The sequence below is a fragment of the Roseburia sp. OF03-24 genome (assembly GCF_003463035.1).
GTDB lineage: Bacteria > Bacillota > Clostridia > Lachnospirales > Lachnospiraceae > Roseburia > Roseburia rectibacter.
This window is the reverse complement of the sequence record NZ_QSCK01000013.1, coordinates 90,152-113,834: the sequence shown is the minus strand read 5'-3', so window position 1 is coordinate 113,834 and position 23,683 is coordinate 90,152. Positions and strand designations below refer to the sequence as shown.

At 43.0% G+C, this 23,683-nt stretch carries 19 protein-coding genes and 4 tRNA genes; 20 read left to right on the top strand and 3 right to left on the bottom strand.

Annotated features, from left to right (window positions below; translation table 11 throughout):
• Positions 1 to 144 precede the first annotated feature (144 nt).
• The 8 genes from DXA60_RS08685 (at position 145) to DXA60_RS08650 (ending at position 6,810) form a co-directional block, all read left to right on the top strand.
• A tRNA-Asn gene (locus DXA60_RS08685) sits at positions 145 to 217 on the top strand.
• A 48-nt stretch (positions 218 to 265) separates the two neighbouring features.
• Positions 266 to 337, top strand: a tRNA-Glu gene (locus tag DXA60_RS08680).
• A 15-nt stretch (positions 338 to 352) separates the two neighbouring features.
• A tRNA-Cys gene (locus DXA60_RS08675) sits at positions 353 to 423 on the top strand.
• A 199-nt stretch (positions 424 to 622) separates the two neighbouring features.
• Positions 623 to 2,770 (top strand): methyl-accepting chemotaxis protein, encoded by a 2,148-nt coding sequence (locus tag DXA60_RS08670; RefSeq protein WP_117920875.1) that lies wholly within the window; start codon positions 623 to 625, stop codon positions 2,768 to 2,770.
• A 176-nt stretch (positions 2,771 to 2,946) separates the two neighbouring features.
• Positions 2,947 to 3,456: an RNA polymerase sigma factor gene (locus DXA60_RS08665; RefSeq protein ID WP_117920874.1), complete on the top strand. Its 510-nt coding sequence runs from the start codon at positions 2,947 to 2,949 to the stop codon at positions 3,454 to 3,456.
• Positions 3,457 to 3,474: 18 nt separating this feature from the next.
• Complete coding sequence (locus DXA60_RS08660; RefSeq protein ID WP_117920873.1) at positions 3,475 to 5,670, top strand: beta-propeller domain-containing protein; 2,196 nt, start codon at positions 3,475 to 3,477, stop codon at positions 5,668 to 5,670.
• A 117-nt stretch (positions 5,671 to 5,787) separates the two neighbouring features.
• A tRNA-Cys gene (locus DXA60_RS08655) sits at positions 5,788 to 5,858 on the top strand.
• Positions 5,859 to 5,988: 130 nt separating this feature from the next.
• The gene (locus tag DXA60_RS08650; protein ID WP_117920872.1) at positions 5,989 to 6,810 is read left to right on the top strand and encodes an alpha/beta hydrolase; all 822 of its coding nucleotides are present in this window, start codon (positions 5,989 to 5,991) and stop codon (positions 6,808 to 6,810) included.
• A gap of 4 nt (positions 6,811 to 6,814) precedes the next feature.
• On the opposite strand, the gene tyrS is transcribed toward DXA60_RS08650, so the two are convergent.
• Positions 6,815 to 8,041, bottom strand: coding sequence for a tyrosine--tRNA ligase (gene tyrS, locus DXA60_RS08645; protein WP_117920871.1), 1,227 nt, complete (start codon positions 8,039 to 8,041; stop codon positions 6,815 to 6,817).
• Positions 8,042 to 8,820: 779 nt separating this feature from the next.
• Between tyrS and DXA60_RS08640 the strand changes: the two genes are divergently transcribed.
• From DXA60_RS08640 to DXA60_RS08590, 11 genes are all read left to right on the top strand, one after another.
• On the top strand, positions 8,821 to 9,309 hold the full coding sequence (locus DXA60_RS08640; RefSeq protein WP_117920870.1) for an RNA polymerase sigma factor: 489 nt from the start codon (positions 8,821 to 8,823) through the stop codon (positions 9,307 to 9,309).
• Positions 9,310 to 9,311: 2 nt separating this feature from the next.
• On the top strand, positions 9,312 to 10,790 hold the full coding sequence (locus DXA60_RS08635; protein WP_117920869.1) for a DUF4367 domain-containing protein: 1,479 nt from the start codon (positions 9,312 to 9,314) through the stop codon (positions 10,788 to 10,790).
• Between the two features lie 226 nt (positions 10,791 to 11,016).
• Positions 11,017 to 11,466: a MarR family winged helix-turn-helix transcriptional regulator gene (locus tag DXA60_RS08630; RefSeq protein WP_117920868.1), complete on the top strand. Its 450-nt coding sequence runs from the start codon at positions 11,017 to 11,019 to the stop codon at positions 11,464 to 11,466.
• Complete coding sequence (locus tag DXA60_RS08625) at positions 11,459 to 12,793, top strand: MATE family efflux transporter (RefSeq protein ID WP_117920867.1); 1,335 nt, start codon at positions 11,459 to 11,461, stop codon at positions 12,791 to 12,793. Before DXA60_RS08630 ends, DXA60_RS08625 begins: the two co-directional genes overlap by 8 nt.
• Before the next feature lie 169 nt (positions 12,794 to 12,962).
• Positions 12,963 to 13,793 (top strand): HAD family hydrolase, encoded by an 831-nt coding sequence (locus DXA60_RS08620; protein ID WP_117920866.1) that lies wholly within the window; start codon positions 12,963 to 12,965, stop codon positions 13,791 to 13,793.
• Positions 13,794 to 13,866: 73 nt separating this feature from the next.
• Positions 13,867 to 14,706, top strand: coding sequence for a hypothetical protein (locus DXA60_RS08615; protein ID WP_117920865.1), 840 nt, complete (start codon positions 13,867 to 13,869; stop codon positions 14,704 to 14,706).
• A 187-nt stretch (positions 14,707 to 14,893) separates the two neighbouring features.
• On the top strand, positions 14,894 to 15,451 hold the full coding sequence (locus DXA60_RS08610) for a biotin transporter BioY (RefSeq protein ID WP_117920864.1): 558 nt from the start codon (positions 14,894 to 14,896) through the stop codon (positions 15,449 to 15,451).
• A gap of 41 nt (positions 15,452 to 15,492) precedes the next feature.
• On the top strand, positions 15,493 to 16,488 hold the full coding sequence (gene bioB / locus DXA60_RS08605; RefSeq protein WP_117920863.1) for a biotin synthase BioB: 996 nt from the start codon (positions 15,493 to 15,495) through the stop codon (positions 16,486 to 16,488).
• 82 nt (positions 16,489 to 16,570) lie between these two features.
• Positions 16,571 to 17,254: a dethiobiotin synthase gene (gene bioD, locus DXA60_RS08600; RefSeq protein ID WP_117920881.1), complete on the top strand. Its 684-nt coding sequence runs from the start codon at positions 16,571 to 16,573 to the stop codon at positions 17,252 to 17,254.
• A gap of 71 nt (positions 17,255 to 17,325) precedes the next feature.
• Positions 17,326 to 18,516 (top strand): adenosylmethionine--8-amino-7-oxononanoate transaminase, encoded by a 1,191-nt coding sequence (gene bioA, locus DXA60_RS08595; protein WP_117920862.1) that lies wholly within the window; start codon positions 17,326 to 17,328, stop codon positions 18,514 to 18,516.
• Positions 18,517 to 18,637: 121 nt separating this feature from the next.
• The gene (locus tag DXA60_RS08590; RefSeq protein ID WP_117920861.1) at positions 18,638 to 18,853 is read left to right on the top strand and encodes a hypothetical protein; all 216 of its coding nucleotides are present in this window, start codon (positions 18,638 to 18,640) and stop codon (positions 18,851 to 18,853) included.
• A 3-nt stretch (positions 18,854 to 18,856) separates the two neighbouring features.
• Here the strand turns inward: DXA60_RS08590 and DXA60_RS08585 are convergent, their stop codons facing one another.
• Positions 18,857 to 21,238 (bottom strand): transketolase C-terminal domain-containing protein, encoded by a 2,382-nt coding sequence (locus tag DXA60_RS08585; RefSeq protein WP_117920860.1) that lies wholly within the window; start codon positions 21,236 to 21,238, stop codon positions 18,857 to 18,859.
• Complete coding sequence (locus tag DXA60_RS08580) at positions 21,238 to 22,359, bottom strand: 2-oxoacid:acceptor oxidoreductase family protein (protein WP_243006827.1); 1,122 nt, start codon at positions 22,357 to 22,359, stop codon at positions 21,238 to 21,240. Before DXA60_RS08580 ends, DXA60_RS08585 begins: the two co-directional genes overlap by 1 nt.
• Positions 22,360 to 22,555: 196 nt before the next feature.
• On the opposite strand from DXA60_RS08580, the gene DXA60_RS08575 reads away from it, so the two are divergent.
• On the top strand, positions 22,556 to 23,683 hold the full coding sequence (locus DXA60_RS08575; RefSeq protein ID WP_117920858.1) for an SLC13 family permease: 1,128 nt from the start codon (positions 22,556 to 22,558) through the stop codon (positions 23,681 to 23,683).

Here is a 23,683-nt window from a genome sequence, read left to right as displayed (position 1 = left end):
ACGTGTGGAGCTGACTGTTACTAATCGATCGAGGGCTTGACCAAATAGAATCGGAGTTCTGTATGAAGTTTTGAAGGTACTAACTTTTAATACATATGATAAAAATGACGTATCAAATACGTCGTTTTGTTATATATTTAATATTCCTCGATAGCTCAGTTGGTAGAGCACGCGGCTGTTAACCGCGCTGTCGTAGGTTCGAGTCCTACTCGGGGAGTTTTTTTATCCGGTAAATCATAGTTTGTGTTTATCCGGATCATACTCCGGCTCCGTGGTCAAGCGGTTAAGACATCGCCCTTTCACGGCGGTAACACGGGTTCGATTCCCGTCGGAGTCACTTACAATATTATATGGCGACATAGCCAAGCGGTAAGGCACGGGTCTGCAACACCCTTATCATCGGTTCGATTCCGATTGTCGCCTCTGAAAAGTAGAGAGCTTTAGGATTTTCTAGAGCTCTTTGTTGTATTTATAAATATAAACAGAACAAAAAGCGCAATAAAAAGTAAAAATTTACAAAAATTGACTTTTTAAAACTCATTTTTTGTGATATTCTAGTATATATTCTAAATATTATTATGTTGGAGAGGCAGCAGAAGATTCTGCTCAAGAGGGTAGTGTTATGGCCAATAAGAACAAAAAATCACCTGTAAAAGGTGTAAGATCACAAAGGTCAAAAAAAGTTCCGAAACAGACAATGGTTCAAAAAAAGGAACAGAAGAAAGGCGTACTGTTTAGTATACGTGCGAAGATTTTTTTATGTTTTCTGGTTCCGATCCTATTTTTGATTTTGGTTGGGGTATTTTCTTATAAAAAAGCAGCTGCTGGTATGTATGATACATTCCGGGATTCAAATGAACAGACAATCAATATGGCAAACCAGTATATTGATGTAAGTAACTCTTTTATTGAGGCAGAGGCATTAAAGTATGCATTTCAGTCAGATCTTGGGAAATATATGATAGGTCTGTATGAGACTGATTCCACGCAGAAAAAATCTGTTATTAACAGTGTGGGATCAAGTATCCGTGCATCTCAGGCAGGAAATGAGTTTATCAGCAATATACATATTGTGACAATTGAAGATATCCAGATGTTATCCACAAGGGCAGGCGGAACTGCAATGGGTATCTACAAAGAGTATAAGGATGAAATGCTTGGATATTCTGATAATGAAAAAAAATTACCAGAATGGGTTGATTATCATAAGACTTTAGACGAAACCCTTGGTTTAAAACAGTCAGATTATATTATGGCATATCAAACAACGCCACAGTCTGGTAAAGGATTTATTGTAATTGATATCAAAGCATCTGCTATTCAGGAATTTTTAGATAGCCTTGATATGGGAGAAGGTAGTATCATTGGTTTTGTTACTAAGTCAGGAAGAGAAATCATTTCCGAAAAACTTCCGGAAGGTCAGGAGAGTACCAGAGCGGATGGTGAGACAGTATTCTATGGACAGGATTTCTTTAATAATATTGAAGACCAGCAGACTACCAAAGAGGTCAGCATAAATGGAAAGAACTACCTGTTCTTTTACAGCCGGATGGAGCGTACAAATGCTGCGGTATGTGCACTTGTACCAATGGAGATTGTCAATGGACAGGCAGATGAGATCCGCAATGTGACGATCGCAGTAGTAGTAATTGCATGTATTGTTGCAGTAATGATCGGTATTATCATCAGTACCGGAATACAGAAGAATATGATACGTATTTCCGGAAGACTTGAAGAGGTTGCAGAGGGAAATCTTACAACTAAGGTCAGCGTTAAAGGTCATGATGAATTTAACAATCTTGCAGTTGTTGCAAATAATATGATCAATAATAATAAAAAGCTGGTTCAGAAAGTAAGTGGAGCAACCGACACGTTAGAGTCATCTGCGCAGGAAGTAAGACAGGCATCAGATGTTATGAAAGATTATTCTGCGAACATTATCCAGGCGATAGATGAGATTAATGATGGTATAACAAAGCAGTCTGAACATGCAGAAGAGTGTGTAAGAAAGACAGATACGCTTTCAGAGGAAATTCAAAATGTCAGCAGCATTGTAGGTCAGGTCGAGAAACTTGTCTCTGAGGCAGAAAGTATGATTAGTCATGGTATGGAGATGGTTCAGACGTTGGGTGAACGTGCAACAAAAACAACAGATGTAACCATAAAGGTAGAGACCAGTATTGAGGAGCTCAAAAAGGAATCTGAGATTATCAATGAGTTTGTGGAAACAATCACAGATATTTCTGAACAGACGAATCTGCTTTCTTTAAATGCTTCTATTGAAGCGGCGAGAGCAGGAGAGGCAGGAAGAGGATTTGCAGTGGTTGCTGAGGAGATCAGAAAGCTTGCAGATCATTCTGCAGAGGCAGCCGGAGAAATTCAGAACAATGTAGCTCATATCAGTGACCAGACGGTAAACAGTGTAGAAAATGCAAAACAGGCACGAGACATGGTTGCACTTCAGACAGAAGCTGTACAGGAAGTTGTTGGAGTTTTTGATGACATGAATCAGTGTATGCAGAAGCTGTTTGATGGATTGAAAGAAATCGTATCCAGTACAGAGCAGGCGGATAAAGAGCGTGAAGATACTTTGGCTGCAGTAAAGAATATTTCGGATATTATTGCAGAAACAGCAGAGGGAACAAAACTGGTTCAGAGTGTTGCTGCAAAACTTCAGGAGAATGTAGATACCATGAATCAGACGGCTCAGTCACTGGGTGATAATATGAATGATCTGAAATCGGAGATTTCAGTATTTAAAACAGAATAAAAAAATTATGTTAAATGGGGAAAGTATAGAGTGCTTTCCCCATTTTTATGTCGTAAGCGGCGTACTAATCAGCAGCCGGCTTTTTTTATTTTCTTGCAACAAAACCTGCCTTTATTTAGACTATATATATGACAGAAAAATAAGTATCTAATGAAAATCCCATGGAGAAAATATTTATGGAAAATTATATAAAGCTTGTGAGGCGGGCAAAGCGTGGAGATATTGATGCATTTGCTGAGTTATATGCCGGAATATATGAGAATATGTATCGTTTTGCATTGTATATACTGCGAAATACAAACGATGCCGAGGATGCGGTAAGTGATGCAGTTACTGATGCATTTGCGTCGATCCGGAAGCTGCGCAGTGAAGAAGCATTTAAGAGCTGGCTGTTCCGTATCCTGTCAAATAAATGTAAGGATAAGCTGCGGGAATATGCATGTAAAAGGGAGACTGGGATGGATGATATGGCAGAGCTTACGGTTGATTCTAGTCTGGAGATGACAGAGTGTATACAGGTTCGAAAACTTTTTTTTGAACTTGCGGATGAAGAACGTCTGATCATCAGTATGCATCAGTTTGCAGGTTATACGAGCCGTGAGATTGCTGAAATATTACATATGAATGAAAATACCGTGCGTTCCAAAGAAAGCCGCGCTTTAAAGAAAATGGGCGAGCAGTTATAAGATGGAGGTGTATGTCAAATGTCAGAAAAAGAAATTTTAGATAAAATAGAAAAATCTGCCGCACAGGAAAAAATTCCAGAGAATATTGAACCGGAGCAGATCAAAAGAAAATTAAAGGAGAACCAGAAAAACAAGGTAAAACGGAGAAGCGGGATCACTTATTACGGGGCTGTAGCAGCGGCGGCACTTGTGCTTGTCATTGGCGCAGCAGGAGGAATCCATGCGGTTACCGGGGGCGGCACAGGGCTTATGACGGCGCCGGTGGGTATAGAAAAAGCGGCATCCGGGCAAAAGTCAGATGAAGGATCAGAAGGCAGCAGCGAATTAAAAGATGGAGCGACTGCAGGCGTAGAGAAAAATGCACAAAAAAAAGATGCAGGATCTTTGTATACAGTCGCAAAAAATTATGGAGAGGTCTATGATGCAATCTGGTCTGGCAGTGGTCAGGAAAAGGAAGCAGACGGAATAGCGGTTGCGGAGGGAGATAGTTCTAACTCTGGTGATGCAGCGACATATATTATGGATGACACATCAGATACCGTGGGTGCGGCTGTAGACGGAGTGGAAGAAATCGGCGGTACACAGATGATAAAGGGCGCAGGAGCACAGGAGGGACAGACAGCGGCAGATATATCATCAGATACGGCAAAACAGCGGTATTCCGGGACAAATCTGCAGACGCAAGGCGTGGATGAGAGCGATTTTGTCAAAACAGATGGTTCTTATATTTACACGGTAAGCCACAATGAAATATTGATTACGGATATCCGGAAAAAAGCATTAAAACAGATCGGAAAAATACAGATTTCTGAAACTTCATCCGACCGTGTGCTTGAGATGTATGTGGATGGTGATATTTTAAGCGTGATCGTGGAAAGTGAAGATTCCGGACTGGAAATGCAGGCAGATGATACAGAAAATTATACGGAAGACTGTATTTATTATTTTAGTGAGGGAACACAGACACAGGTTCTTACCTATGATATCAGTGATCCGGAAAAGCCTGTAAAAACCGGGTGTGTGACGCAGGATGGAAGGTATCAGACATCAAGAAAGATCGGAAATATTATTTATCTTTTTACCAATAAAAGAATCAGTATGCCACAACAGACAAAAGAAGAAGCCGTTACGGAAGAAAATGTAAGTGGATGGATTCCGTTAGTCAATGATAATGCGGTAGATGCAGAAGATATTTACGTGGACAATGGCGGTGGAGGAAGCAACAGTCTGCTGATATCCTCAGTAAATGTGAAAAATCCGGATCAGGTTGTGGATAATACCATGATTTTAAGTCAGTATGTGGATATCTATGTGAGTGAAAGTGCGTTTTATGTATATCAGATAAAAGGTTCCTGGAATGATGCGGTAACACAGATTGCAAAATTTGGGCTTGCTGATGGGAAGATGGATGCTGATGGAGCAGTTTCAGTGAACGGGAGAATTACAGATACATTTGCGATAAATGAACAGAGCGGAAAATTGCGTGTTTTAACGACCAGCCAGGATTCAGTGAATGGAGAGGACACGAATAATCTTTATTTGTTTGATAAAAATCTGAGTCTTACAGGCAAAATAGAAGGCCTTGCACAGGGAGAGGAAATCTATGCTGCGCGTTATCTGGGAAATATGGCATATTTTGTTACCTATCGCAATACAGATCCGCTTTTTGCTGTAGATTTATCGGATGATAGAAATCCAAAGGTACTTGGAGAATTAAAGATAAGTGGTTTTTCAGAATATCTGCATTTCTGGGGCGATGATAAACTGATCGGGATTGGATATGAGACGGATGAAAAGACAGGAGAACATACAGGTATTAAGATCACAATGTTTGATATTTCAGATCCTGCAGATTTAAAACAGGTGGAGAGCCTTGTTTTAAAGGATTATAATTACAGTGAGGCGCTCTACAATTATAAATGTGTACTTGCAGATGCGGACGAAAATCTGCTTGGATTTGCACTGCAGTCTTATGGTGATGGGGAGAGTGTTACGTATCTTTTACTTACATGGAATGGGGAAAAATTTGAAACTCTGCTGTCACAAAGTCTGACTGATAAGGCGGGAAATCCGGATCAGTCCAAAGCGGCAGATACATCAGCATATAGGGGAATTTATGCGGGAGATATGTTTTATATTGTAAGTACTGAAAAAATCATCTCTTACGACAGAACACAGGAATATTGTATGCAAAAAAGCATAGATTTTAAGTAGAAAATTAAAATCGGTCTTGACGCAGAAGTTTTGTTCTGATAAAATCTTAACAGAACTTCTGCGAGAGATTGGAAGTTAAAAATAACAGAAGAGACAGCATCTGTTATAACATCATATGGCGCGGTAGCCAAGCGGTAAGGCTCCGGTCTGCAACACCGTCATCACCGGTTCGAATCCGGTCCGTGCCTCTTAAAACCTCGAAAATATCTATTTTCGAGGTTTTGTTTTTTTTATTCTTGATAATAGAATGTTTATGGAGCATGCATTCTGTTATAGTAAAAGTAATTTATAGCAGAAAATATAAATGGAGAAGAAATTATGTTAACGGAAGTTTTTCATTTACACGAAAAAGGTTCACTTGCGGATGCAAGACTTTGTACTTATATACTGGACGATTCGGATTCCATTGCGATTGATAAGCGTCCTATGATGCTGATCTGTCCGGGTGGCGGTTATGAACACACGTCTGACAGGGAATCAGAGCCGCTTGCCATGCATTTTTTAAGTATAGGATATCATGTGGCGGTGCTGCGTTATTCGGTGGCACCGGCAGTTTATCCGACGGCACTTTTAGAGGCGGCCGCATCCATGAAGCTGATTCATGAGCATGCAAAAGAGTGGCATGTGGATACAGATAAGATCGTTGTCCAAGGGTCTTCCGCGGGCGGACACCTTGCAGCATGCCTTTCTATGTTCTGGCATACGAAGTGGCTGGCTGAGGCTGCCGGTGTGATGAATGAGATATTAAAACCTGCGGCAATGCTTTTAAATTATCCGGTTATCACATCCGGGGAATATGCACATCGTGGATCTTTTAAGCAGCTTCTCGGTGGCAATGAGACAGAAGAAATGTTAGAATTGCTTTCTCTTGAAAAACAGGTGACAGAGTATACACCGCCGGCATTTATCTGGCATACTTACACAGATCAGTCAGTCCCGGTGCAAAATTCCCTGCTTTTGATCGAGGCAATGAAAAAATATGAGATACCGGTGGAATTTCATATGTATCCGGTCGGGAAACATGGTCTCAGTACCTGCAGCAGGCTCACAGCAATGCGGGATGGTACAGGAATCCAGCAGGAGTGCGAGAGCTGGCTGCCGTTGGCAAAGAGGTGGCTGATCGCACTCCGGGATAAGTAAAAAATTATTTTACAATAATTTTTACAAATTTCTTTTTACCACGTTTTACCACGAGTCCGTCAGCACCGAAGGAATCTGCATTGTAAGTGGTCTGGATGTCTGTTATTTTTTCATCGGCAACTGAGACACCACCCTGCTGTACGGCACGTCTTGCGTCGGAGCGGGATGGAGCAAGTTCTGCTTTTACTAAAAGTGCAAGGATATCTAAGTCTCCATCTGCAAAGTCAGCAGCAGTCAGTTCTAAGGTTGGCATGTGGGCAGAATCGCCACCACCTGCGAATAAAGCGTGGGAAGCTTCTTTTGCCTTGTTTGCTTCCTCTTCACCGTGTACCAGTTTCGTCAGCTCAAATGCAAGAATTTCTTTTGCCTGGTTAAGCTGTGCGCCTTCCCAGCTTTCCATTGCATCGATTTCTTCTAATGGAAGGAATGTCAGCATACGGATGCATTTTAATACGTCTGCATCAGAAACGTTTCTCCAGTACTGGAAGAAGTCAAACGGAGAAGTCTTGTTCGGATCAAGCCATACAGCACCGGACTGTGTTTTTCCCATTTTTTTGCCTTCCGAATTAAGAAGGAGGTTGATGGTCATTGCGTAAGCGTCTTTTCCAAGTTTTCTGCGGATCAGTTCAGTACCGCCTAACATGTTGCTCCACTGGTCGTCACCGCCGAACTCCATGTTGCAGCCGTATTTCTGGTATAAGGTGTAGAAGTCGTAGCTCTGCATGATCATGTAGTTGAACTCTAAGAAACTTAAACCTTTTTCCATACGCTGTTTGTAGCACTCTGCGGTTAACATACGGTTAACGGAGAAATGAGCACCAACTTCACGCAGTACATCGATATAATTTAAGTCCATCAGCCAGTCTGCGTTGTTTACCATAAGTGCTTTTCCATCGGAAAAATCGATGAAACGGCTCATCTGTTTCTTGAAGCAGTCACAGTTGTGCTGGATTGTTTCCGGTGTCATCATCTGGCGCATGTCGGTACGGCCGGATGGATCTCCGATCATGGCGGTTCCGCCGCCGATTAAAGCGATCGGTTTGTTGCCTGCCATCTGGAGACGTTTCATTAAGCATAATGCCATAAAATGTCCTACATGAAGACTGTCTGCGGTTGGATCAAAGCCAATGTAAAAAGTAGCTTTTCCGTTGTTGATCAGATCTTTGATTTCTGCTTCGTCAGTTACCTGGGCGATCAGACCTCTGGCAACTAATTCATCGTACAATGTCATAATTGTAAATCCTCCTAAAATTAAATTGAATCGTTTATAACAATAGATCAGCTCTTTTAGAGCAATATTTCCTGTTACATAAAAAAATCCCCGTCCTAAAAAAGGACGAGGATAAAAACCCGTGTTACCACCTTTGTTCGCAGGCAATTCACATTGTCTGCCTTATCGAGTGTCCGACAACACTCAGGCGCTTGTAACGTGCGCCGCTACGTCACAGCCTACTATCGCATCTTTCAAAAATACGAATTTGGTGTGAAGCTCGGGGATGTATTCGAAATAAGTTTTCCGTGCACCTCTCATCAGCCGGTTGCTTTCTGTTCGTTCCGCTTATTTTTACTTCTTCCCGTCAAAGCTGTTGTTCTGCTTCAATTAACGTCATTATAGGCATGATAAATAAAATTTGTCAAGAAAATAATTTTTTTAAAGCTGCGACCTTTTTTATTTTCCATGCGTCTAATCTATGTAAAGGTTCAGTGGTCAGAATGTTTCCACTGGATGATACAAATAGCATGAAAAATTGTATACTCAGAGGTAAAGGCAGCATGGGATATGCAATGACATGCCATTCTATGAGCTCATAAGAAACGCTATTGTTCACACACTGTGTGAGCAGTATCAATTACAGCCCATTTGAAATGCATCTTCGATGCATGGGGCTGTAATCTGGCAAAATATAGTCTTTGGCGCACAGTTTGACAGCAAGTGTCAAACTTGCGAGTGAACAGTAACGAAGAAACAACAGAATATACAGAATATGTAAGCCGGCGGAAAGGAAAGTTATGAAAAAAGAAGAATTGGGAGAGCTGATCATCGCATCGGAAGATATGATGTATCATGTGGCGAAAACACTGCTGTATCGGGATGCGGACTGTGCAGATGCAATCCAGGAAACGATCGTGAAAGCATTTTCCAAATTACACACATTAAAATCAGATGCCTATGCGAAAACGTGGCTGACAAGAATCCTTATCAACGAGTGTTACACTGTGATGAGGAAAGAGAAGAAAGTGGTGTCGCTTGAAGATTATCAGATGGAGGAGTGCGCCACAGAGACAAGAGATTATTCGGAATTATATGAGGCGATCAGTCGTCTGTCAGAGGATGCGCGGCTTTCTGTCACATTGTATTACATGGAGGGGTACAGTGTGCGGGAGATAGCGGGAATATTAGGTGTGACAGAGAGCACCGTAAAGAACCGTCTGTCGCGTGCAAGGGCGAGATTGAAAAACGAATTGGAACGGGAAAACAGTTACGGAATGGAGAGTTGAGTATGAATATTGAAAATATGGAACAGGAATTTCCGAAAATGCCACAGAGCATGCGGGATATGATAGAAAAAGAAGTGGAGAAACAGGTAAAAGTAACACCGCAGAAAGGATATTTTTCATTGAAAAAAGCAGTGGTGGCGTCACTGGCGGCAACGTTTGTACTTGGAACGACGATTTTTGCGGGAACAAAATTATACCGTATGAGCAGCAGTCCGCAGGGAAATTACGGCAGAATGACAGCAATTGAAAAGACAGATGGGACAGAAAATACCGGAAAAACAGATGATCAGGCGTCACAGCTTACTGCGCAGAATGCGACACAAAATGTAGCACCGGTTGCAATGAAATTATCTTATCTGCCGGATGGAATGAAAGAGACAGAAGAAGGAAAATACAGCTATGAACAGACACCGGGACAGGGGGGAATCTCCATTGTATTTTATCAGATGGATACAGGGGATGAATCTTTTGGGATGCAGGATGATTATGTGACGGAAAGTGAAAATATCCAGGTTGGAAATCATGATGGTGTCTATATAAAAAAGCAAAATACATCTGATCAGGATAAAGCATTTGATCAGATGATCTATGTGGCTTATCCGGAGTATCATTATGTAATGCAGATGTATATCGGTCATGATGTGACAAAAGAGGAAGCCTGCAAGGTGGCAGAGGGGATTGTTTTAGCATCTGCAGAGGAACTTTCGGATGGCACGGTCATTCATCCATATAACTGGAGTGATTATGAGGCGACTGTGGTAGAGGATATGAAAGAGGATTCCGAAGATGGGGAGTTAAAAACAACTGCAACTGCAGATGAAATGAAAAATCTGCATAAGATTGGAGAAGAATTTGCAGTGCAGGGAGAAACTGGCGGAGAAGCTAAGAATCTGTGGATCAAAGTAACAGATGTGAAAGTAACGGATGATACCGGAATCCTTGATCCGGCTTTTGTGGACAGGGATATGATTGGCACAGATGAAAATGGAAAACTGATACCGGATACGGTTTCTTATATCAAATCCGGAGATGGAGTGAATACACTTGATGAGGTTATAAGCAGCAGGGAGGTACCGAAGAAATTAGTATATGTTACGTTAGAATACAGCAATACCGGGGATACAGAGATGAAAGACATTTTATTTTTTAATTCTGTCATGAAAATCAAAGAAGAGAACGGAATTTATGAAATCTGCGGTGCAGAGCAGCCGAAAGAGGGAGAAACATGGGATACGGTCAGCTCTGACAGCAGCAGTTTAGAATATGGTGAGGAGATGAGATATTTTGATGTGACCGGCGGAGAGCGGGGAAATAATTATTTTGACAGTATCAAAGCGGGGGAGACAAAAACGTTACATGTCGGATTTGTTGTGGATGAAGATGTGCTTCCGTATCTTTATTTAAATACCAGTACGTCAGGCTGTGGTTATGAATTTATGGAACAGGATTTAGAGCAGGGACTTGTGGATATCCGGCAGTAAAAAGAGAATATAAAGAAATGACCGAAATCGGACAGAATACCCCGAAAGCAGACAGATCCAATAACTGGAAGCTGCTTTCGGGGTATTTTTATTGGAAAATAAAGAGTTTATCTTGTGTATGAGGTATCAAAATCTTATTGACAATCTATATATACTGCCGTATAATTACCAATGGTAATTACCAAGAGTAATTATATAGAGCAGAACAGAAAAAGGAAGTGAAAGAATGACAGCAGAAAAGATAAAAAGAATGTTAGATGCCTGTTATCTTGCAAAAAGAATCCGGGAACTGCTCCCGGAACTGCCAGAAGGAGTAACACCGGCATATATTCAGTATATGGATGTGATCCACAGTCAGCAGGAGAGTAAGGAAAGAGTAAAAGTATCAGATATCAGTGATACCTTAAAGCTGCCAAGACCGGGGGTTACAAGAACGGTCAAGGAGATGGAAAAAAAGGGTTATCTCACCAAATATGCATCGGAGGAAGATGGGAGAATCACATATGTTGCGATTACAGAAAAAGGTGAAGAATTGTGGGATAAGTACGATAAAAATTATTACAGCCGGCTTTTAAAATATATGGATCATATTTCCGAAGAAGAAGCAGACTGTATGATTCAGACTATTGAAAAATTTTATGAAGTCATGAGTAAAAGGAGAGTTGACATTGAATAATTCAAAATCAGATTTTACACAGGGAAGTATTTTGGGAAAATTACTGCCATTTATGATGCCGATATTAGGTGCACTGGTGCTTCAGGCGGCTTATGGTGCAGTAGATCTTTTAGTCGTGGGAAGGTTTGGAACAACCTCCGGGCTTTCAGCTGTATCGACAGGAAGTCAGGTGCTTAACTTAGTTACGTTTGTGATCACGCAGTTTGCAATGGGTATCACAGTATTGATCGCACGGTATATCGGGGAGAAAAAACCGCAGTATATAGGGGCTTTGATCGGTGGCGCGACAATTATTTTTGCAATCGTTTCTGCGGTGCTTTTTGTAATCATGATTGGGTTTTCACAGCCGATTGCAGTATTGATGCAGGCACCGGAAGAAGCAGTGGAATTGACTTCCACTTATGTGCGCATCTGCGGCGGCGGAATCTTTTTCATTGTTGCGTATAATCTGCTCGCAGCTATTTTCAGAGGTCTTGGAGACAGCAAATCCCCATTATTATTTGTTGCGGTTGCCTGTGTGGTTAATATTGCAGGAGATCTGATTTTAGTTGCAGGACTGCATCTGGATGCAGCTGGAGCTGCGATCGCAACGGTAGCAGCACAGGCAGTCAGTGTTGTGTTTGCATTATTCCTGCTGGTAAAAAGAGAACTGCCATTTGAAATCAGTAAACACGATTTTAAAATCAATATGCACTGTGTGAGAGCCTTAAAGATCGGTCTGCCGCTTGCCTTGCAGGAATTTCTGACGCAGATATCTTTTCTTGCACTCTGCGCATTTGTCAACCGGCTCGGACTTGAAGCGTCTTCCGGATACGGAGTTGCCTGTAAGATTGTCAATTTTGCAATGCTCATCCCAAGTTCCCTCATGCAGTCCATGGCATCCTTTGTATCGCAGAATGTGGGTGCAGGCAACGAAAAGAGAGCAAAAAAGGCAATGTTTACAGGCATGGGTGTTGGACTTGTGATCGGATGTATCGTATTTACGCTTGTCTGGTTTAAAGGAAATCTTCTGACTGGAATTTTTACAACAGATGCAGCCGTTGTGCAGAATGGTTATGATTATCTAAAAGGTTTTGCGTTAGAAACGATCGTGACAGCTATTTTATTCAGCATAATCGGTTATTTTAATGGACACGATAAGACAGTCTGGGTTATGGTGCAGGGGCTTGTCCAGACACTGCTGGTGCGCTTGCCGTTAGCATATTATATGAGCATCCAGCCGGACGCAAGTCTTACAAAGATTGGTTTTGCGGCTCCGGCAGCAACGATATTTGGAATTGTTCTCAATGTGATCTATTATTTATATGTGAACAGAAAGCAGCAGTGATTACAATCCATTTTAAATACAGCTTTGATGTAAGGAGGAATGTATATTGAAAGCCTGTGAAATGCATGATAAGATAAAATAATAGTGTAAATGATCAGGTTAGGAAAGGGTCCGTCGGTAAAAAGGAACTTTAGAGTGTAGATGAATTTACGGGCTGGTGATGTGGAAAATGGATAAAAAAGTAGTATTTCTTGATGTAGATGGAACAATGGTCAATGAAAAGGGCGAGATCCCGGAGTCTGCACAGTACGCAGTCCGCACAGCGCAGGCAAACGGCCACCGGATGGTGGTATGTAGCGGACGGAGCCGTTTTCAGATTTATGACGGGCTGTTAGAACTTGGATTTTCCGGCATTGTCGGTGGAGCGGGTGCTTTTGTGGAAGACGAAGGAAAAGAGTTTTATCATGCCTATATTGATGAGGAGCACAGAAAAACCAGTTTTGACTATTTAGAGAGTAATGGATTTTTATTCTGCTATCAGGCGGATGACGGCGTGGTGCTAAACCAGAGAAGCTGTGACGGCATGTTAAAGGTATACCGGGATGCCGGAATGAGTAAAGAGCGCTTAGACCGTCTGATCGGACGGATGCATCTGACCGAGAAGCCATGGGAAAATGAAAAAAATGAGAAGATCATTTATTATGGTGCACCGTTTCCGGTTGCTAAGGTACATGCGGATATGGAACCGTATTTTGATGCGGTGGCGATCAGCCTGGATGGAATGGGCGATTTTGCGGGCGAGATCGGAATTAATGGAATTAATAAGGCGACCGGTATGGAGCGTTATTTAAATCATGTCGGCATTTCACGGGAGAATTGCATTGCAGTTGGTGACGGACCGAATGATCTCCAGATGATGGAGTACGCCGGGATCAGTGTTGCAATGGGGAATGCCAGAGATGAGGTAAAAAGGTTAGCGGACATGGTAACAGACCATATTGATGAGGATGGAATTTTACATGCATTTGAGCGGCTTGGGCTGATAAACGATTGTATTTGATGGAAAATGATGATACCATGAAATGGTGCAAGTAAAATCACGAATGAAGTCGTGATGAGATCGGAGGAGCCCTATGGATAAAAAATCAGTTCAGGCAGTTTTAGTCACTATTTTTTCCGGGGTGTTATTTTTGGAAAGTATGTTTGCAGGCGGGGTCGCAAGTGAGGAGACTGGTAAAGTCTTAGATGCCATGCGGGGGCTGCGCAGAGTAAATAATGTGCATTATCTGGTGACGAACAGTTATTCCGGAAATCAGGATATTGTGCAGCAGACGCAGGAAGTCTGGGCTGATCTGTTAGATGAAACCTGGATGGTGGAATATAAGAATACAGATGCAGATGGAGCCATGACGTATGTGAAAGAATTTTGCGATGGTGTTACGGTAAATTCCTACCAGGCAGGAACCTGGAGTGAATGGAATGGTTACAGCACGACAACAGATATCCCCAATTATCAGGCACTTACCAATCCGGGTTATCGGGAGGAAGATATTGTTTCTGCAGAGACGGCAGATTTGGATGATGGAGCAAAGCAGATCATCTTTTCTTTGTCTGGGCAGCAGTTAAAAGAAAAAAGAGATCAGGCACTTGACTTAATAGAACCGGCGGGGTTTAAGGAACAGGACGATACAGAACAGATGGATAAGATGTCTGTTTATTATGAGCAGTATCAGAAGACCGGTTACCAGAATGAGCGTATTGTATATACCATTAATAAATCAGGTGTTCTGACTGGAATGGAATACAGTTTTGATGTAAAACGTCCGAAAGTAGTGATAAAAGGCGGTGTGCAGAAGCTCGAAGGGGAAGAGCAGTATGCAATGGGTGTAAAGATCGAAGTGCTTTCTTATAATCAGGCGAATATTCCCAAAGTGATAAGGAAATGTGCGGCGGATGCCGGGTATGACAGGTAAAGCATACATGTATGTCTTATGAATCCTGATATTGAAAATGTTTAAAAGTGTATATTGTATGTGATTATGATGATACAAATTGTTTTAATAAAATGGGATAATGTTAACTTATAAAATAAAAAGAGTTGACATTATCCCGTTTTTTAACTAATATTGTTAACTATAAGAACATTGGAGGCTAACAAAAATGAAAACAAAAGGTGTGATTTACTGTGGACTATTCACGGCACTGATCGCAGTTGGAGCATTTATCAAGATCCCGATACCGGTCGTGCCGTTTACCCTGCAATATCTGTTTACAATGCTGGCGGGGCTGCTGCTTGGATCAAGGCTTGGAACATTGTCTGTGCTCTCGTATATGCTGCTTGGACTTGCCGGACTTCCCATTTTTTCAGAGGGGGGCGGAATCTGGTATGTGTTTAAGCCGAGTTTTGGATATATCATCGGATTTGCCGTAGGAACATTTGTAACCGGGTGGATCGCAGAACACATGGAAAAAAAGACCATAACGCGGTATCTGATTGCAAATCTGGCGGGACTTTTCTGCGTGTATGCAATCGGCATGATTTATTACTATATCATCTGTAACTTTGTGATCGATACGCCGATCGCCGTAGGACCATTGTTTTTGTACTGCTTTGTTCTGGCTGTACCGGGGGATATTGCTTTAAGTATTCTTGGGGCAGTGGTGGCAAAGCGTGTCAGACCGGTGCTTGCATATGAGGTGGTGAGGATGAGATCGTGAAAAATTCACGGTATCCGACAAAATGAGAGGGAGAAAAGGAAATGAATGCACTTACATTAGCAGAAGAAATTATTAACGGAAGAAGAATCACAAGGGAAGATGATCTGTCATTTTTTCTGACCTGTGATTTAGAGGAGCTTTGTGAGGGAGCAGACAGGATCAGAGAAGTAAGGATCGGGGATAAGGTAGACCTGTGCTCGATCATCAACGGGCGCAGCGGAAGATGCCCGGAGGACTGTAAATATTGTGCACAGTCGGCGCACCATCATACGAACTGTGAGGAGTATGATTTCCTTCCGGAGGAAGAGATTTTGGCGGCCTGCAAAATGAACGAGAGGGAAGGTGTTGACCGTTTTTCCATCGTTACGGCGGGAAGAGCACTGACGGGAGAGGAATTTGACAAGGCGATCCATGCATATGAGACGATGAAAAAAGAATGTAAGATCGATCTGTGTGCATCTATGGGGTTCCTTTCTGCAGAGCAGCTGCACAGACTGCATGAAGCGGGTGTCACCAGTTATCATCACAATATTGAGACGTCAAGACGTAATTTCCCGAATATCTGCACGACACATACTTACGATATGAAGATCGAAACTTTAAAAAAAGTAAAAGCAGAGGGCATGTGCGCCTGCTCCGGAGGAATCATCGGTATGGGAGAAACATGGGAGGACAGACTTGATATGGCGATAAGCCTTGCGGAACTGGGAATTGACTCCATCCCGATTAATGCGCTGATGCCGATACCGGGAACACCGTTAGAACACCTGTCAAGACTGTCGGAGGCTGATATTTTGCGCACAATCGCATTTTTCCGTTATATCAACCCGGATGCCAATATCCGTCTTGCAGCGGGAAGAGCACTTTTGACAAACGATGGGGAGATTGCTTTCCAGTCAGGAGCATCCGCATCCATTACCGGAAACATGCTGACAACGGTGGCATGCGCAACGATCCGCAGCGACAGACAGCTGCTTGAGGATTTAGGCCGCGATGTCACACCGGAATACTGGAAAGAGGAAAAAAAGGAAGCATAGAAATACGCAGCATATATTGGGAAAGCGTTACAAAAAGTTGTGCAGGAATGAAGAAGTAAAATGCACAGAAAAGAGGATGGATATGAGCAAGGCTTTATTTATCACAGGAACAGGTACGGATATCGGAAAAACATATGTGACAGGACTGATCGTAAAAAAACTGGCAGAAGCCGGGAAATCTGCTGCCTACTATAAAGCGGCAATGAGTGGAAATGACCGTCGGGAGGATGGCTCTCTGATACCGGGGGATGCTCTTTTTGTGCAGAAAATGTCGGGGATTGCGCAGCCGCTTGAGGAAATGTGCCCTTATGTATATGAACATGCATATTCACCGCATCTTGCTTCAAGGATCGAGGGGCATCCGGTGCAGATGGATGTGGTGAAAAATGGATATAAAGCTGTATGTGATACGTATGATTATGTGACGGTGGAGGGAAGCGGCGGTATTTTATGCCCGATCTGCTTCGATGAAGCGAAGATCCAGCTGGAAGATGTGGTGTCAGAGCTTGGACTTAACAGTATTCTGATCGCAGATGCAGGACTTGGTACGATCAACAGTGTGGTTCTGACGGCAGAATATATGAAAGCGCATCATTTGCCGTTAAAAGGAATCATATTTAACCATTATCATCCGGGTGATGTGATGGAGGACGACAATATTTATATGTGCGAATACATGACAGGACTGCCGACACTTGCGAAGGTGCAGGACGGGGATACGGAGCTTAAGATGGATGTGGAAACACTTGCGGCATTATATGAATAAGATATCTGGTCTGGTTATTTACGGAATATGTATCTGAAAACAGCAGGAAATGATAGAAAAGAGGAAAAAATATGATCTGGTATCCATATGAACAGATGAAAACTATGCGGGAACCGTATAAAATTTTAGATGCAAAAGGTGTTTATCTTTACACAAAAGATCAGAAACTGATCGATTCAGTATCGTCCTGGTGGTGCATGATCCATGGCTATAAGCATCCGGAACTGACCGCTGCCATCAAGGAGCAGGCAGATCATTTCTGCCATGTGATGCTTGGCGGACTGACACATGAACCGGTGCAGAAGCTTTCGGATAAATTGCAGGAATATTTACCGGGAGATTTAGACTATTGTTTTTTCTCGGATTCCGGAAGTGTTGCAGTGGAAGTTTCCTTAAAAATGGCATTGCAGTACAACACAAATCAGGGCAGAAAACGTCCGCTTGTACTGGCATTAGAGCATGCGTACCATGGGGATACATTTAAGGCAATGGAAGTAGGGGATGATGAGGATTATCATTTTGCGTTTGAGGAAAAAACAGGAGTGGTTCACATTCCGACAGAAATACCGGCATTAGAGGAGGCATTTGAAAAATATCATGACAGGTTAAACTGCTTTATCGTAGAACCGCTGCTGCAGGGAGCTGGCGGGATGCGTATGTATGATATTTCTTTTCTGAAACGCGCACGGGAATTGTGTGATCAGTATGACGTGCTTTTGATCTTTGACGAAGTTGCAACGGGATTTGGAAGAACCGGCAACCGTTTTGTTGCAGATCTGGTGCTGCCGGATATTTTAGTGCTTGGAAAAGCATTGACCGGAGGTTATATCGGACATGCGGTAACAGTGGCAAACCATAAGGTATTTGATGCATTTTACAGTGATAATGACCGCCATGCGCTGATGCATGGACCGACTTTTATGGGAAATGCGCTTGCCTGTGCCGTAGCTCTGAAAGGAATTGAGATCTTTGAGCGGGAAAATTATATGGGAAAAATCAAACGCATTGAAGAAATCTCACATCGTGAGATGGACGGATTTACCGATCAAAGAATCAAAGAAGTGCGTGTGATGGGTGGCTGTACCTGTGTGGAAGTATATGATGGTGCGACACTGGAAGGATTCCAGCAGTTTGCATACGAGAGAGGCGTTTTTTGCCGTCCGTTCTTAAAATATATGTATTCCATGGTTCCTTATATTATAGAGGAAGACGAACTTGTGCAGATTTTTGATGTGATGAAAGAATGGTTTCGCAGAGGTTAAAGCAGGGACTTGACATTAGACAGACAACTGTTAACATAGGATTAACAAAACTGTTATTGCAGACATATCACAATTACAGTGATTTAAGGCAAAAATTCTGTATGAAAAAGGAGAGAGGACTATGTTAACAGCGCTGTTTATTATTTTGATGTTTGCTGTATTTGGTAAAATGATCATATTTGCATTTAAAGCATCCTGGGGGATTTTAAAAGTTTTACTTACGATCATTATCTTCCCATTGTTTCTGATCGGGTTATTTTTCTCAGGACTGGTTTATATTGCACTGATACTGCTTTTGATCGCAGGAATCGTGTCGGTGGTTAAATCTTTGACATAAAAGCTACAGCAGTGGATGTCCGGCACGCGCCAATAGACGTTCATAGCGCCTGTCGACCTCTGCCTGGATCTGGTCTGCAACTGGTTTATATTCTTCGGTGGCGAGATGTTTTGTACGCCCCATCATGGAAAACCATTCTGTGATGGGGATTTTTTTATGCGCTTTCTGTGGGTCATAGCTAAGTGATGTGATGCCGCGTTCAATTTCATAGAGCGGAAAATAACAGCAGTCTACGGCGGCAGCAATAACTTTTCGTTCTGTGTCGGGGCGGTCATTCCAGTTTAGTGGGCAGGCGGAAAGCGCTTTTACATAGGCAGTGCCAGATTCCCTTGCGTAGGCAGCGGCTTTTGCAGCTTTTTTGATAAAATCATTCGGGTTCGACTCTGCAACGGTTGCCACATAGGGCAGGTGGGTTGCAGCCATGATCTCCGGCATGTCTTTGTGAAAAAAAGTTTTTCCAAATTGTGTTTTTCCGAGATGGGAGGTGGAACTTTTTGCACCCATCGGGGTAGAGTAGGAGAGCTGGTAGCCGGTATTCATATATCCGCCGTTGTCATATTCAAACATGAGCAGATGATGACCGCGCAGCGCAGTCCCAAGCGCGGAACCCATGCCGATATCCATGCCGCCGTCACCGCTTGCCATGATAAAGGTGATTTCACCTTTAGGGTATTCGCCGCGTTTTTGCCGTTCTTCAAACACTTCCACCAGTCCGCTTAGAGTTGCAGCTCCATTTTGAAACAGGTTGTGGATATACGGAATGCGGAAAGCTGTTTTAGGATATGCAGTGGTTGTCACCATGCCACAGCCGGTCTGGAAGAGAAAGACCACATTTCCCTCGATGCCTTTTAGCAGAAGGTTTAAGTTTACCGGGATGCCGCATCCGGGGCAGGTTCCGATTCCAGGAGCGATACGTTTTGGCATGGCGGTGGCATCTTTGATGAGTCCGCCTTTTACGATCATTTTTCCGGTTTCGGGATCAAAAGTGCAGGCTGTGACACCCGGAGACTGGCGTTCTTTTGTGAGCGGCGCAAAATATTGTGGCTGTGGATTTCCTGTCTTGCCCGGTGTAATACCGTAATAATCAAAAGATTTGGCGTCAGAAGAAAGTCCTTCACGAAACAGTGAAACCGCATCTTCTACAAAAAAGTCCTTACCGCCAAGACCGTAAATACGTGTCAGTACGCGGATCGGATGCGCAGAGTCCGTGGTATCCTGCAGTGCGGCGCGCAGCTCTAAGGACATATTTCCGCCGCCGGCACCGTAGCTGTCCTGACGGTCTGCGGCAATAATTGTCTGCGCATGCATACAGAGTTTACGCAGTTCATCCGCTGGAAATGGGCGGAGCACATTTAAGGTGATAACGCCGGCGCGGATGCCTTCTTTACGCAGTGTATCGGCGGCAACGGTTGCAGTGTGAAAAGAAGAGCCAAGCAGAAAAAGGATAATATCTGCATCTTCATACCTGTATCCGCGGCAAAAAGTATACATTCTGCCGGAGAGGGAGGCAAACTCATCAAACAGTACCGGGAGTTTTTTTCTTGTTTCTTCCATGGCAAGGGAAAGCTGGTATTTATTGTTGATGATATCCGGTTCATTCATATAAGAGCCGACAGAGATCGGATGATTCAGGTCAAGTACACTGAAAAAATGATTTTCACCGGTTGAGTCATTTCCTGCGAAAGAAGAAATATCCGGATTGTCGCAGGAAAGTTTTTTACCGATAAAATTCTGTACAGTTTCATTATCAGAAAAAACCATGCATTTTTGTTTCTGATGGCTGGTAAAGAAACCATCAAAGGCAACGGCAACCGGCAAATTTACTTTTTCAGCCAGTTTTAAGGCAATCAGGTTGAAGTCATAGACCATCTGCGGGTCATCTGCAAATAAAATGATCCATCCGGTATTGAGCAGATACATGATGTCGCTGTGGTCCCCTTTGATGCATAGAGGACCAGACACAGTACGGCAGGCTACATTCATGACCATTGGCATGCGTGTCCCGGACTGCACCGGAAACTGTTCTAAGGCATAGAGCAGGCCGTTGGCGCTTGTGGCATTAAATACACGCCCGCCGCCGGCAGAGGCACCATAACAGATACCTGCGGCACTGTGTTCTCCTTCAGCGGCGATCAGGCGGATGTTGTGCTCGCCTCTTGCACCCGAGAGATCGAGATTTTCCGCAATCTGTGTGGAGGGCGTGATCGGATAATAGCCCATGATATGATAATTGATCTGCTTTGCGGCGTAGGCGGCAAGCTCATTTCCACTTTCATAGAGTTCTCGCTGCGCAGCAGTTTTCTTTACGAAAGTCTGCGATTTTTGTTGTGGCTGTTGATCTGAAATTAGAAAAGCCTGTGTTGTTGATTGCTGCTGATCCGACATTATACGATACCTCCGTCAATACGTTTTTCATCAAGATAAGAATCACTGGTGATCCAGGAGTTTGCACCTGTCTTCTGATACTGGATGCCTGCAGGCAGCAGATCCTGATCCGGCATAGAATATGGTTTTTCCGGGTAATCTTTTTCAAGCGCCTTTACGAGGGCATGTGTCGGACAGACATCGACACAGCGCAGACATCCTTTGCAGTGCCGGTAATCAAGCCCCTTGTTTACCATGGAATTTTTTCCTTTATAAGTGCCAGGAGCAAACTGAAATACCATATCCGGGCAGGTGGAGTCACACAGTCCGCAGTTGATACAACGTTCCTGCAGAAAGAGAGGAATATAACCTTCACGGGACGGGGAGAGATCGTTTGATACGGTGCTTCCGGGACGCGTATTGATCCCGCCGATCGGAGCATTTTTATATCCCCAGACATAGGTCTCTTTTGCGAGAGCAGAGGAGGCGGGGGAGTCTAAGACCATGTCAGAGGCGTGTTTGGATCTATGGGAAAGTTTTTGTTCGGAAGTTTTTTCATACCCCATTTTTAAACCAAGCAGGTTTGCTTCGATCAGAGCCGGATATTTTTTCCCAACCGTATTTTTGCAGAGTGATTCGACAGATTCCATCGGGATAAAGGGACAGGCTTTTGCAATCGCCCCGAGCATGACCATGTTGATGCGGGATCTGGATTTCATGGCGATAGAGAGTGCGTCCAGACAATATAGTGTTCCAATGGAAATATTGTATTTTTCTGCCGCTTCATCGCATGACAAAGGTGTATTTAGAACAATTTTTGTGTCGGCGGAAATTCCGTCTAATACCGGATAAGTACCGATCAGTCCTTCGTGGAAAATGCCAAGTACATGCGGTCTTAAGACAGGACTGTTGATGCGAAGCGGGGTGGAAGCAGGACTCCAGCGGATATAGGATTTTACCGGCGAACCGCGTTTTTCGGAACCGTAGCTGGAAAAACTCAAGGAGTTTAAGGAAAGGTATAAGGCACCGAGTTCGCCGAGCATTTTTCCACAGAGATTTGCGCCGAGACCGCCGATACTCTCTAACCGTATTTCAAAATAACCGTATTCATTTGTGACAGGGAGTGTTACAGGTGGGTACATAAGATCCTCCATTTTTGTCCGGTTTTGTGACATGTAAATTTGCATGCACAGCAGTCATTAGATAAAATATCAATGATGCTTATAGTGTGCACGGAATGCAGGAAATTATGTATGCCTTTTATTTAAGCCTGGTATCTTTACATTCGGGGGGAAAGTGATTAGAATAGACAGGTAAGTTTTATGGGTGGTGTTATATATGAAAGAAAAAATCATAGCATTTGTAAAAAAAGAAACAGTGCTGGCCGTTGCAGCAATTTTAGCGGTAATATCCGCTTTTTTTGTGCATCCGGATCAGCAGTATGTGAATTATATTGATTTTCGTGTACTGGGAATATTGCTTTCACTGATGATCATTATGGCGGGGGTACAGAATAACGGGATTTTTGATGAAATCGGGCGGAGGCTTTTAGCGCATACGAAAAATACAGCCCAACTGGCATTTGTGCTTGTTTTTTTGTGTTTTTTTTCCAGTATGGTCATTACAAATGATGTTGCGCTTCTGACGTTTGTTCCGTTTGCACTTCTGACTTTGCAAAAATGCGGTCAGGAGCGTCTTATGGTTCCGGTCATCGTACTTCAGACGATAGCAGCAAATCTTGGCAGTATGCTGACGCCGATCGGAAATCCACAGAATCTGTATCTTTATAATCTCTCCGGAATGAATGTCGGGGAATTTATCGTATTTATGCTTCCATATACCGTTATTTCCGGTGTACTGCTTGCACTGACTATTTTTGTTTTAAGTGCGAGAAAAAGGAAGATCAGACTGACCGAATGTCATTTTTCGGAAGAGAAAAAGGAAATGAACAAAAAGCTGACAGTCATGTATGTGGTTTTATTTGTGATGGCACTTCTTGTTGTGGCAAGAATCCTGCCATATTATATTTTGCTTGCGGCAGTGGTTTTAGCGGTATTTCTGGCAGATAGAAAGGTGCTTGCACAGGTGGACTATTGTCTGATTTTTACCTTTATCGCTTTCTTTATTTTTACCGGAAATATCGGACGGCTGCCGGTGTTTCAGAAAACATTGCAGACATTGGTAAATGGAAGGGAGCTTTTCGTTGGACTTGTGGCAAGCCAGGTGATCAGTAATGTCCCGGCGGCATTGTTGTTATCTGGATTTTCAAGTGATTTAAAGCAGCTTTTACTGGGCGTGAATTTAGGAGGGCTTGGTACACTGATCGCTTCCATGGCGAGTCTGATCTCCTATAAGATCTATGCACATAATTATAACCGAACAAAGGGGTATTATCTGTTGTGGTTTCATCTGGCAAATATCATATTCCTTGCTGTGCTTGTGCTGCCCGCACTGGTAATGAGGTGA

Bases quoted from the DNA above. Each gene is read 5' to 3' on its own strand.
- DXA60_RS08670 (WP_117920875.1), top strand. From the start codon at position 623: ATGGCCAATAAGAACAAAAAATCACCTGTAAAAGGTGTAAGATCACAA.
- DXA60_RS08665 (WP_117920874.1), top strand. From the start codon at position 2,947: ATGGAAAATTATATAAAGCTTGTGAGGCGGGCAAAGCGTGGAGATATT.
- DXA60_RS08660 (WP_117920873.1), top strand. From the start codon at position 3,475: ATGTCAGAAAAAGAAATTTTAGATAAAATAGAAAAATCTGCCGCACAG.
- DXA60_RS08650 (WP_117920872.1), top strand. From the start codon at position 5,989: ATGTTAACGGAAGTTTTTCATTTACACGAAAAAGGTTCACTTGCGGAT.
- tyrS (WP_117920871.1), bottom strand. From the start codon at position 8,041: ATGACATTGTACGATGAATTAGTTGCCAGAGGTCTGATCGCCCAGGTA.
- DXA60_RS08640 (WP_117920870.1), top strand. From the start codon at position 8,821: ATGAAAAAAGAAGAATTGGGAGAGCTGATCATCGCATCGGAAGATATG.
- DXA60_RS08635 (WP_117920869.1), top strand. From the start codon at position 9,312: ATGAATATTGAAAATATGGAACAGGAATTTCCGAAAATGCCACAGAGC.
- DXA60_RS08630 (WP_117920868.1), top strand. From the start codon at position 11,017: ATGACAGCAGAAAAGATAAAAAGAATGTTAGATGCCTGTTATCTTGCA.
- DXA60_RS08620 (WP_117920866.1), top strand. From the start codon at position 12,963: ATGGATAAAAAAGTAGTATTTCTTGATGTAGATGGAACAATGGTCAAT.
- DXA60_RS08615 (WP_117920865.1), top strand. From the start codon at position 13,867: ATGGATAAAAAATCAGTTCAGGCAGTTTTAGTCACTATTTTTTCCGGG.
- DXA60_RS08610 (WP_117920864.1), top strand. From the start codon at position 14,894: ATGAAAACAAAAGGTGTGATTTACTGTGGACTATTCACGGCACTGATC.
- bioB (WP_117920863.1), top strand. From the start codon at position 15,493: ATGAATGCACTTACATTAGCAGAAGAAATTATTAACGGAAGAAGAATC.
- bioD (WP_117920881.1), top strand. From the start codon at position 16,571: ATGAGCAAGGCTTTATTTATCACAGGAACAGGTACGGATATCGGAAAA.
- bioA (WP_117920862.1), top strand. From the start codon at position 17,326: ATGATCTGGTATCCATATGAACAGATGAAAACTATGCGGGAACCGTAT.
- DXA60_RS08590 (WP_117920861.1), top strand. From the start codon at position 18,638: ATGTTAACAGCGCTGTTTATTATTTTGATGTTTGCTGTATTTGGTAAA.
- DXA60_RS08585 (WP_117920860.1), bottom strand. From the start codon at position 21,238: ATGTCGGATCAGCAGCAATCAACAACACAGGCTTTTCTAATTTCAGAT.
- DXA60_RS08580 (WP_243006827.1), bottom strand. From the start codon at position 22,359: ATGTACCCACCTGTAACACTCCCTGTCACAAATGAATACGGTTATTTT.
- DXA60_RS08575 (WP_117920858.1), top strand. From the start codon at position 22,556: ATGAAAGAAAAAATCATAGCATTTGTAAAAAAAGAAACAGTGCTGGCC.